This is a genomic window from Inquilinus sp., assembly GCF_039594555.1.
Lineage (GTDB): Bacteria > Pseudomonadota > Alphaproteobacteria > DSM-16000 > Inquilinaceae > Inquilinus.
On the sequence record NZ_JBCNNF010000275.1, the window covers coordinates 1 to 9,391 of the forward strand.

Annotated in this window: 9 protein-coding genes; 7 read left to right on the forward strand and 2 right to left on the reverse strand. The window is 69.5% G+C overall.

Annotation, left to right across the window (positions count from 1 at the left end):
• Both ABDW35_RS24880 and ABDW35_RS24885 read left to right on the forward strand, forming a co-directional pair.
• On the forward strand, positions 1-337 hold a 337-nt coding region (locus ABDW35_RS24880; RefSeq protein ID WP_343716553.1), incomplete at its 5' end, for a hypothetical protein.
• 430 nt (positions 338-767) lie between these two features.
• A complete protein-coding gene (locus tag ABDW35_RS24885; RefSeq protein WP_034832428.1) occupies positions 768-977 on the forward strand; it encodes a cold-shock protein in 210 nt (69 codons plus the stop codon).
• A 5-nt stretch (positions 978-982) separates the two neighbouring features.
• Here the strand turns inward: ABDW35_RS24885 and ABDW35_RS24890 are convergent, their stop codons facing one another.
• Positions 983-1,747: an IclR family transcriptional regulator gene (locus ABDW35_RS24890; RefSeq protein ID WP_343716554.1), complete on the reverse strand. Its 765-nt coding sequence runs from the start codon at positions 1,745-1,747 to the stop codon at positions 983-985.
• Positions 1,748-1,968: 221 nt separating this feature from the next.
• Here ABDW35_RS24890 and ABDW35_RS24895 point away from each other — a divergent pair, with 221 nt between their 5' ends.
• The 5 genes from ABDW35_RS24895 (at position 1,969) to ABDW35_RS24915 (ending at position 8,705) form a co-directional block, all read left to right on the forward strand.
• Positions 1,969-4,155: a malate synthase G gene (locus ABDW35_RS24895; RefSeq protein WP_343716555.1), complete on the forward strand. Its 2,187-nt coding sequence runs from the start codon at positions 1,969-1,971 to the stop codon at positions 4,153-4,155.
• A gap of 276 nt (positions 4,156-4,431) precedes the next feature.
• Entirely contained in the window at positions 4,432-5,658 is a 1,227-nt protein-coding gene (locus tag ABDW35_RS24900) for an ROK family transcriptional regulator (protein WP_343716556.1), read from the forward strand.
• Positions 5,655-6,452: an ATP-binding cassette domain-containing protein gene (locus tag ABDW35_RS24905; RefSeq protein WP_343716557.1), complete on the forward strand. Its 798-nt coding sequence runs from the start codon at positions 5,655-5,657 to the stop codon at positions 6,450-6,452. The genes ABDW35_RS24900 and ABDW35_RS24905 overlap by 4 nt, the downstream gene beginning before the upstream one ends.
• A gap of 24 nt (positions 6,453-6,476) precedes the next feature.
• The gene (locus tag ABDW35_RS24910; RefSeq protein ID WP_343716558.1) at positions 6,477-7,523 is read left to right on the forward strand and encodes a sugar ABC transporter substrate-binding protein; all 1,047 of its coding nucleotides are present in this window, start codon (positions 6,477-6,479) and stop codon (positions 7,521-7,523) included.
• Between the two features lie 153 nt (positions 7,524-7,676).
• Positions 7,677-8,705 (forward strand): ABC transporter permease, encoded by a 1,029-nt coding sequence (locus ABDW35_RS24915; protein WP_343716559.1) that lies wholly within the window; start codon positions 7,677-7,679, stop codon positions 8,703-8,705.
• A gap of 124 nt (positions 8,706-8,829) precedes the next feature.
• Here the strand turns inward: ABDW35_RS24915 and ABDW35_RS24920 are convergent.
• Positions 8,830-9,391: trehalose-6-phosphate synthase (locus tag ABDW35_RS24920; protein WP_343716560.1), on the reverse strand; the 562-nt coding region annotated here is incomplete at its 5' end.

Genomic DNA, 9,391 nt, shown 5'->3' on the forward strand with positions numbered 1-9,391 from the left:
CATCAAGTCGCTGTCCGGCGCGCTGGGCGACGAGTTCGCCAGCGTCGAATACGTCCAGATCCTGATGTATCTTCACCGCAGCCGGCTGGCCGGCCGCGGCGGCGTGTCGGTCAGCGAGCTGTGCGGACTGATCGACGCCCCCTATTCCACCACCGTCCGCCGGATCGACGAACTGGCCAAGAAGAGCTACCTGCGCAAGAGCATCGATCCGGTCGACAAGCGCCGGATCAATGTCGAGAACGCCGGCCCGTCGGCCGCCGTGGTCGAGCGTTTCCTCGGCGGCCTCAGGGCGTCGATCGGCGGCCTGCTGCAGCAGGCCGGCGGCCACGCCGCCTGAGGAGCCGGCGCGGCAGCGGCATCCTCAAACCGGCGCCCGCCGTTCCCTTCAGGTCGTCGCCGGCGGCGCCGTCGATGGTCGACATTCACGTTCTCCAGATCTTCGGTCAATCGCGCATTGAGGCGTAAACCTTCACGAAATTCCCGAAAACCTTCAAATATCAGCGAAGCCAGTATTGATTGAACTCTGAATTATTCAATATTGATCCAAGCAAAGACAGAGACCTCGCATTGCCGCAATCCGGCCACGTTCCGACAGAATCAAGCGCCGTTGGTCTTGCCATCGGGACGAAACCGGCTCCATCATAGCATGGTCACTCCGGTTCGGATGGCCGGCCGGCCGCAATCGCGGTCCTGGACGCAGCCTTCCCGGCGACCGACTGACGCGTCGCGCGCTGTCGCGCGGCGCCATCTTTCCTGGGAGGCAGGCGATGCCGATCGGCACCGTGAAATGGTTCAACAGCACCAAGGGCTTCGGGTTCATCCAGCCGGAGAATGGCGGCCCGGATGTCTTCGTCCACATCTCCGCCGTCGAGCGCGCCGGTCTGCGCGGCCTGAACGAGGGCCAGAAGATCTCCTATGAGGAGCAGATGGACCCGCGGCGCAACAAGTCGTCGGCCGAGAACCTGAAGGCCGTCTGAGAGGACTATCCCGCCGGGTCTGGCGCGCGCCCGCCCAGGGTGCGCGTCAGCTCCCGCGCGGTGTCGCGCAGCAGCGGCCCCAGCACCGCCGCCCGGTCGGGCGTCAGGCGGGTGGCGAGGCCGGAGACCGAGATCGCGCACAGCGCCTCGCCCTGCGCGTCATGCACCACCGCCGCGACGCAGCGCAGCCCGGTGACGAACTCCTCGTCATCCACCGAATATCCACGTATGCGGATCCGGGCCAGTTCCTCCGCCAGGGCGCCGGCGCCGGTCAGCGACCGCGGCGTCAGCTTCGGCAGGCCGTGCCGGGCGACGATCACAGCGACATCGGCCTCGGAATAGGTCGACAGGATCGCCTTGCCCATGCCGGAGGAGGCCATCGGCGCCCGGCCGCCGACCCGGGTGATGGCGCGCATGATCTCGCGGCTCTCGACCTGGGTCAGGCACACCACCTCGCCGTCATCGGCGACGCCGAGATTGGCGGTCTCCCGCGTCTGGTCGCGCAGCCGGCGCAGGAACGGCAGGGCGGGGGCGACGAAATTGCGCTGCCGCACGAAGGCAGAGCCGACGGCGAAGGCCTGCCGGCCCATGTGCCACATCCCGTCCGACGGATCGAACTGCACGAAGCGCCGCTGCTCCAGCGTCGTCAGCAGCCGGTGCACGGTCGAGGGCGACAGGCCGGTGCGCTGCGCCAGGTCGGTCAGCCGCGTGCCCTCCTCATCCTCGCCCAGCGCCTCAAGCAGGGAGAGCGCCCGCTCCACCGACTGCACGCTGCCCGATCTCGGGGCGCCGCCCGCTTGGGCCGTCGCCGATCGCCTCTCTCGCATTCACCCGTTCCGACCTGAGGCGGGACGCCGCCGCGCCGATGGCTGTACACTCTTCATAGCATCGGCCGGTTTCCGCATCGCGGGAAACTTCCCGCGGCGCGCTGGACCGCCCGCGGCCGTTGGACTAGCCGGATGATCATGGCCCTTCAACCACGGCGCTGCAGATGACCTCCTATGTTTCCCGGCACACCTTAAGGGTGGCCTCGTCCCTGGCGGATCTGGTCGAGACTGAGATCGCCCCCGGCACCGGCGTCGACCCCGACGCCCTGTGGCGCCACTTCGCCGCGATCGTGGCGGAGCTGGGCCCGGTCAACCGGTCGCTGCTGGCGGAACGCGACCGACTGCAGCAGCAGATTGATGCCTGGCACCGGGAGCGGCGGGGCCAGCCGCTGGACCCGGCCGAATACCACGCCTTCCTGACCGGCATCGGCTATCTGCGCGAGGAGGGGCCGGACTTCACCATCGACACCGCCAATGTCGACCCGGAGATCGCCGTCATCGCCGGGCCGCAGCTGGTGGTGCCAGTGATGAACGGCCGCTTCGCCCTGAATGCCGCCAATGCCCGCTGGGGCAGCCTGTACGACGCGCTGTACGGCACCGACGCGATCCCGCAGAGCGGCGACCTGGCGCCCGGCGACGGCTTCAACCGCAAGCGCGGCCAGGCGGTGATCGCCGAGGCGGCGAAATTCCTCGACACCGCGATCCCGCTGGCCGCCGGCAGCCATGCCGAGGTCAGGGAGTACCGGCTGACGGCCGGGACGCCGACGGGGCTGGACATGGTGCTGGCGAACGGCTCGACCACCGCCCTCGCCCATCCGGAGCAATTCGCCGGATTCGCCGGCGACGACGACCGGCGCAGCCTGCTGTTCTGCCACCATAATCTGCATATCGAGCTGCAGATCGACCGGTCGCACCCGATCGGCGCCGACAACCCGTCGGGCGTCAAGGACGTGGTGCTGGAGGCGGCGGTCACCACCATCCAGGACTGCGAGGATTCGGTCGCGGCGGTGGACGCCGAGGACAAGGTCGCGGTCTACCGCAACTGGCTGGGGCTGATGAAGGGCGACCTGGCCGAGACCTTCGTCAAGGGCGGCAAGACCATGACCCGCCGGCTGGTGGGGGACCGGGTCTACACCGCGGTCGGCGGCGGCACGCTGACCCTGCCGGGCCGCAGCCTGATGCTGGTCCGCAATGTCGGGCATCTGATGACCACCGACGCGGTGCTGGACCCGGAGGGCCGCGAGGTGCCGGAAGGCTTCCTCGATGCCCTGGTCACCTCGCTCTGCGCCATCCACGACCTGAAGAAGGCTGACGGGCCGCGCAACAGCCGCGCCGGCAGCGTCTACATCGTCAAGCCGAAGATGCACGGGCCGGACGAGGCGGCGCTGACCGATTCGCTGTTCGGCCGGGTCGAGGACGCGCTGGGCCTGCCGCACCACACGCTGAAGGTCGGCGTGATGGACGAGGAGCGGCGGACCACGGTCAACCTGAAGGAGTGCATGCGCGCGGTGCGGCACCGGCTGGTGTTCATCAACACCGGCTTCCTCGACCGCACGGGCGACGAGATCCACACCAGCATGCTGGCCGGCCCGGTGCTGCCGAAGGGCGACATCAAGGACGCCGCGTGGCTGGCCGCCTATGAGGACAACAATGTCGACCAGGGGCTGGCGGCCGGGCTGAAGGGCCGGGCGCAGATCGGCAAGGGCATGTGGGCCAAGCCCGACGCCATGGCCGAGATGCTGAAGGCCAAGATCGGCCATCCCCGCGCCGGCGCCAGCACCGCATGGGTGCCGTCGCCGACCGCGGCGGTGCTGCACGCCACGCATTACCATAGGGTCGACGTCGCGGCGCGGCAGGACGAGCTCAAGTCGCGGCCGAAGGCGAAGTTGGACGCGATCCTGACCCCGCCGCTGCTCGGCGGCCGCAACCTGTCGGCCGAGGAGATCCAGCGCGACCTGGACAACAACGCCCAGGGCATCCTGGGCTATGTCGTGCGCTGGATCGACCAGGGCGTCGGCTGCTCCAAGGTGCCGGACATCAACGATGTCGGCCTGATGGAGGACCGCGCCACGCTGCGCATCTCGTCCCAGCACATCGCCAACTGGCTGAAGCACGGGCTGGTCACCGAGGCGCAGGTGCGGGAGACGATGCGGCGCATGGCGGCGGTGGTGGACGGCCAGAATGCCGGCGACCCGCTGTACCGGCCGATGGCGCCGGACTTCGACCGCAGCATCGCCTTCCAGGCGGCGCTGGATCTGGTGCTGCTGGGCCTGGATCAGCCCAACGGCTACACCGAGCCGATCCTGCATCGCCGCCGCCGCGAGGCAAAGACCGCGGCAGCCGCGGGCTGAACGCAGGGCACCGGCGGCGAGGCAGCTTCTTAGGGGCGTCTCGCCGCCGGCTCCCGATCTCGCGCTCGAGACCAGTTCCGCTGCTCAGGTGGGGTTCGACAGCGGCACCCTCGACAGTGCCCGACAATCCGGCCGCGGTCAGTTCGGCCGATCGGATACGCCACATGGTTGCATATGCGCCTTGTGGATGATCCGATTTCGATAGTCCTCACCGTAATTCATAAAACCATTTGACGAACTTCCCGACCAAGGTCACGCTTCGGGTCGGGAGGCTGCATGGCAACGCGGCTGAAGGGCACGAACCAGGATCTCGGACGGCCGTACAACCGGCGCATCGTGCTGGAGGCGGTCCGCCTGCACGGGCCGATCTCGCGCGCCGAGATCGCCCGGCTGGTGGCGCTGAGCCCGCAGACCATCACCAACATCATCCGCGAATTCGAGGAGACGGGTCTGCTGACCGCCCGGCGCGGCGCGCCCAAGGGCCCCGGCCAGCCCGCGATCGAGCTGGCGATCGACCCGGATGGCGGCTTCGCCATCGGCCTGCAGCTGACCCGCGACCGCCTGCGCGGCGCGCTGCTGGACCTGACCGGCGCGGTGCGCGGACGGACGGAAACCGCCCTGCCCGCCTCCACCCCCGACGAGGCGCTGCCGGCAATGGCGGCGATGGTGCGGCGGCTGGGCAAGGCCGCGCCGGGCCGAAAGCCGGGGCGAGTGCTGGGCGTCGGCCTGGCCATGCCCGGGCCGTTCGATGTCGATGCCATGAGCTTCGTCGGCCCCACCACCCTGCCCGGCTGGGCCGGCGTGCCGGTGGCGGAGCGGCTGCAGGAGCTGACCGGCCTGCCCGGCTTCGTCGGCGGCGATGCCCCCGCCGCGGCGCTGAGCGAGGCGATGTTCGGGCTGGGCCGCAGCCTGCGCGACTTCTTCTATATCCATTTCGGCATCGGCCTGGGCAGCGGGCTGGTGGTCGACGGCCAGGTCCATCCCGGCGCCTGGGGCAATGCCGGCGAGCTCGGCCACATGCCGATCGTGCCGGGCGGCCGCGCCTGCAGCTGCGGCAATGAGGGCTGCCTCGAAACCTATGTCTCGGTGCATGCGCTGCGCACGGCGCTGGCCGAGGCCGGGGCGGCGCCGGACCTGGCCGATCCGGACCATCCCGCCGTCACCGCCTGGATCGAGGCGGCGGTGCCGCCGCTGCGCCGGGCCCTCTGCGCGCTCGAGAACCTGCTGGACCCCGCCTGCATCGTGCTGGGCGGCGAGTTGCCCGGGCCGATCCTGCACCGGCTGGCGGAGCGGCTGGAGCCGCTGCTGCCGTCGGTCAGCCGGCGCGCCGACCGCACCACGCCGCGCCTGGCCCTGTCGGCGATCGGCGCCGAGAACGCGCTGGTCGGGGCCGCCGTCCTGGCCATCTCCGGCCTGCTGTCGCCGCAATCCGGCCTGCTCTTCGCCGAGCCGGAGCCGCCGGCCCGGCCCACAACCGCCATCGCCACGGAGGCACGCGCATGACCGACACGGCCCGGACCGCAACGGCCCCAACCGCGACAGGCGGCCGCGAGCTGCTGCGGCTGGAGCACATCCAGATGCGCTTCGGCGCGGTCACGGCGCTGACCGACGCCAGCTTCAGCGTGCGCGCCGGCGAGGTGCTGGCCCTGCTGGGCGACAACGGCGCCGGCAAGTCGACCCTGATCAAGATCATCTCCGGCGGGCTGCAGCCGACCGCCGGCCGGGTGATCTTCGAGGGCGAGGAGTGCCGCTTCGCCAGCCCGGCCGACGCCAAGGCGCGCGGCATCGAGACGGTCTACCAGGATCTGTCGCTGTGCATGAATGTCGACGTCGTCGCCAATTTCTTCATGGGGCGCGAGCTGACCCGCAGGATCCTGGGCATCCCGGTGCTGCGCGAGCGCGAGATGCAGGCGATCACCGAGCGCGCCCTGAGCGCCGCCGGCACCCGCATCCCCTCGGTCCGCACCAACGCCGAGCACCTGTCCGGCGGCCAGCGCCAGGCGATCGAGCTGAGCCGCTTCGTCCATTGGGGCGGCAAGATGGTGATGCTGGACGAGCCCTTCGCCGCGCTGGGCGTCGAGCAGACGCGGCGGGGGCTGGAGATGATCGCGCGGGTGCGGGACCAGGGCGTCGCCGTGATCCTGATCACCCACAACATGACGCATGCCTTCCAGGTGGCGGACCGGATCGTGGTGCTGCGCCACGGCCGGATCACCGGCGACGTGGCGACGGCCGCGAGCAGCCCCGAGGAGGTGGTGCGGATGATCACCGGCGACGTGACGCAACGAGTCGCCTGAAAAACCGGAAACAGAGGAGGCAGCATGATGCGGATCGCGAGACGGACATTCGGGGCGGCGGCGATCGCCCTCATGGCGCTGACGGCGGGCGGCGCCTTAGCCCAGGACAAGGGCAAGGTCTATTACCTGGTGCCGACCCTGCTGGACGAGTTCCAGACGGAATCGGTGACCGTGATCACCAACGCGATGAAGCAGGTCGGCTATGAGACGGTGTCGCTCGACGCCCAGAACCGCACCGACCTGCAGCTGAACCAGTTCGACGATGTGATCAAGCTGAAGCCGAAGGCCATCGTGCTGGCCGCGGTCGACTTCGATTCGGTCGTGCCCGGCATCCAGAAGGCGCGCGACGCCGGCATACCGGTGCTGGTGTTCGACCGGCAGATCACCTCAACCCCGGTCGACCTGACCTCGGTCGCCGGCACGGTTCAGATCGGCGAGATCGCGGCCGACCAGATCCAGGGCCTGCTGAAGGCCCGGTACGGCTCGGTCAAGGGCAAGGTGCTGCAGATCCTGGGCGACCCGGGCGACAGCTATACGCTCGACATCCAGAAGGGCTTCGAGGCCAAGATAAAGGCCTTCCCGGACGTTAAGCTGATCACCCAGGCGGCGCTGCAGTGGGAGGCGACCAACGCCGGCAACATCGCCTCGGACCAGCTGCTGACCAACCCGGATATCGACCTGATCTTCGTCCATGCCGCGCATCTGGCGGTGCCGGTGGCCGGCATCCTGGAGGCCAAGGGCAAGAAGCCGGGCGACGTCATGCTGGTCAGCTCCAACGGCGCGCCGGTCGGGCTGGACCTGATCCGCAAGGGCTGGGAGCAGGTGGAGGTGGAGCAGCCGCTCTACGCCCAGGCCTACGGGCTGGCGATGTTCGTCGACAAGATCGTGGCGAAGGAGGCGCTGAAGCCGGGCACCTACGACGTGCTGGGGCTGAAGGCCGAGCTGACCGACGAGAAGTGGGGCCCGAACCTGAAGATCCCGGGCGCCGCGATCACCAAGGACAATGTCGACGACCCGCGCTTCTGGGGCAACCTGAAGGCCCCGACCACGCCGGTGCAGCCGGTGAAGTGATCGCCGCCTGAGCTTTCGAGTCCCCTCCTCCGCCGTCATTGCGAGGAGGCGAAGCCGACGAAGCAATCCAGGGGGCACGGCAAACGGCCCTGGATTGCTTCGCTTCGCTCGCAATGACGACCTAGAAACAGCAGGACTTTGCCCCGAGGACCGATGATGGACCGCAGCGTGCCCGCCTCCCCGACCGCCGACCGGCGCGGCCGCGCCTGGATCGAGCCGGTGCTCGACCACATCGTCTGGCTGATCCTGGCGGTCGTGCTGGCGGTGTTCTCGCTGGCGATCCCGGACTTCTTCCAGACCGGCATCTTCCTCAACATCCTGGAGCAGTCGGCCTTCGTCGGCATCCTGGCGGTCGGGCTGTCGCTGGTGATCATCGCCGGGCAGATGGACCTGTCGATCGAATCGGTGCTGGCGATGTCGGCGATGGCCACGGCGCTGTTCTTCGGCACCAACGGCGCCGGGCTGGGCTGGACGCTGGACCCGCCCTGGCTGGTGCTGCCGGTGACGCTGATCGGCGCGGTCCTGGTCGGCTGCGTCGTCGGCCTGGTCAACGCCGCGCTGGTGGTGCGGTTCAAGATCAACGCCTTCATCGTCACCCTGGCCGCCTATATCGCGCTGCGCGGGGCGGTGGTCGCGTCCTCCGGCGGCCGGTCGGTCTACGGGCTGCCGGCCGAGCTGCGCGCCGTCGCCACCGGCGCCATCCTGGGCATCCCGGTGCTGGCCTGGATCCTGATCGCGGTGTTCGTGGTGTTCGGCTTCATCCTAACCCGGACGCCCTTCGGCCGGCACCTGTACATGATCGGCGGCAACCCGCAGGCGCCGTTCCGGGCCGGGATCAAGGTCGACCGGCTGGTGACGATCGCCTTCATGCTGTCCGGCGGCCTGGCCGCCTTCGCCGGCTGGCTCCTGGCCGCCCGCACCGCCGGGGCCACCGCCAATCTTGGCATCGGCATGCTGTTCGAGACCTTCGCCGCGGTGGTGATCGGCGGCGTCAGCCTGAAGGGCGGCGCCGGCCGCCTGTCCGGCGTCTTCGCCGGCGTGCTGCTGCTGAGCGCGATCCGCACCGCGATCAACGTCATGGGCATGCCGCCACACTACACCCAGGTGATCCAGGGCACGCTGGTGCTGGCGGCGGTGCTGCTGGACACGCTGAAGACCTCGATCCGGAAGCGGTATTTGTGACGACACCGTCCCTGGCCGTCATTGCGAGGAGGCGAAGCCGACGAAGCAATCCATCCGTCCGCTCGTGCTGCTGCATGGATTGCTTCGCTTGCGCTCGCAATGACGGATTGGGCTTACTCGCCGCTCAAGCTGCAGCCCCCTCCAGCGCCGCCATGAAGCGCCGCCGCCACTGGCCGATGTCGTTGCCGCGCAGCACCTTCATCAACGCCGCGTGGCGCTCGCGCCGCTCCTCCACCGGCATGGTCAAGGCGCGCTCCAGCGCCTCGGCCACGCCTTCGACGTCGAACGGGTTGACGATCAGGGCCGCGTCCAGCTCCTCCGCCGCGCCGGCGAATTCCGACAGCACCAGCACACCCGGATTCTCCGGGTCCTGGGCCGCGGCGTATTCCTTGGCCACCAGGTTCATGCCGTCGCGCATCGGCGTCACCAGCCCGACCCTGGCCGAGCGGTAGAAGCCCAGCAGCGTCTTGCGCGGCACGCTCTTGTTCAGGTAGCGCAGCGGCACCCAGTCGATGTCGGCGAACTCGCCATTGATCGCCCCCGCCAGGCTTTCCAGCTGGTGGCGGATCTCCTGGTATTCGGCGACGTCGCTGCGGGTGGGCGGCGCGATCTGCATGAACGACACCCGGCCGCGCCGGTCGGGCCACCGCTCCAAGAGGGTGCGGAACGCCTCGAAGCGGCGCGGC

Coding starts and splice junctions, on each gene's coding strand:
- ABDW35_RS24885 (WP_034832428.1), top strand. CDS start 768: ATGCCGATCGGCACCGTGAAATGGTTCAACAGCACCAAGGGCTTCGGG.
- ABDW35_RS24895 (WP_343716555.1), top strand. CDS start 1,969: ATGACCTCCTATGTTTCCCGGCACACCTTAAGGGTGGCCTCGTCCCTG.
- ABDW35_RS24900 (WP_343716556.1), top strand. CDS start 4,432: ATGGCAACGCGGCTGAAGGGCACGAACCAGGATCTCGGACGGCCGTAC.
- ABDW35_RS24910 (WP_343716558.1), top strand. CDS start 6,477: ATGATGCGGATCGCGAGACGGACATTCGGGGCGGCGGCGATCGCCCTC.
- ABDW35_RS24915 (WP_343716559.1), top strand. CDS start 7,677: ATGATGGACCGCAGCGTGCCCGCCTCCCCGACCGCCGACCGGCGCGGC.
- ABDW35_RS24905 (WP_343716557.1), top strand. CDS start 5,655: ATGACCGACACGGCCCGGACCGCAACGGCCCCAACCGCGACAGGCGGC.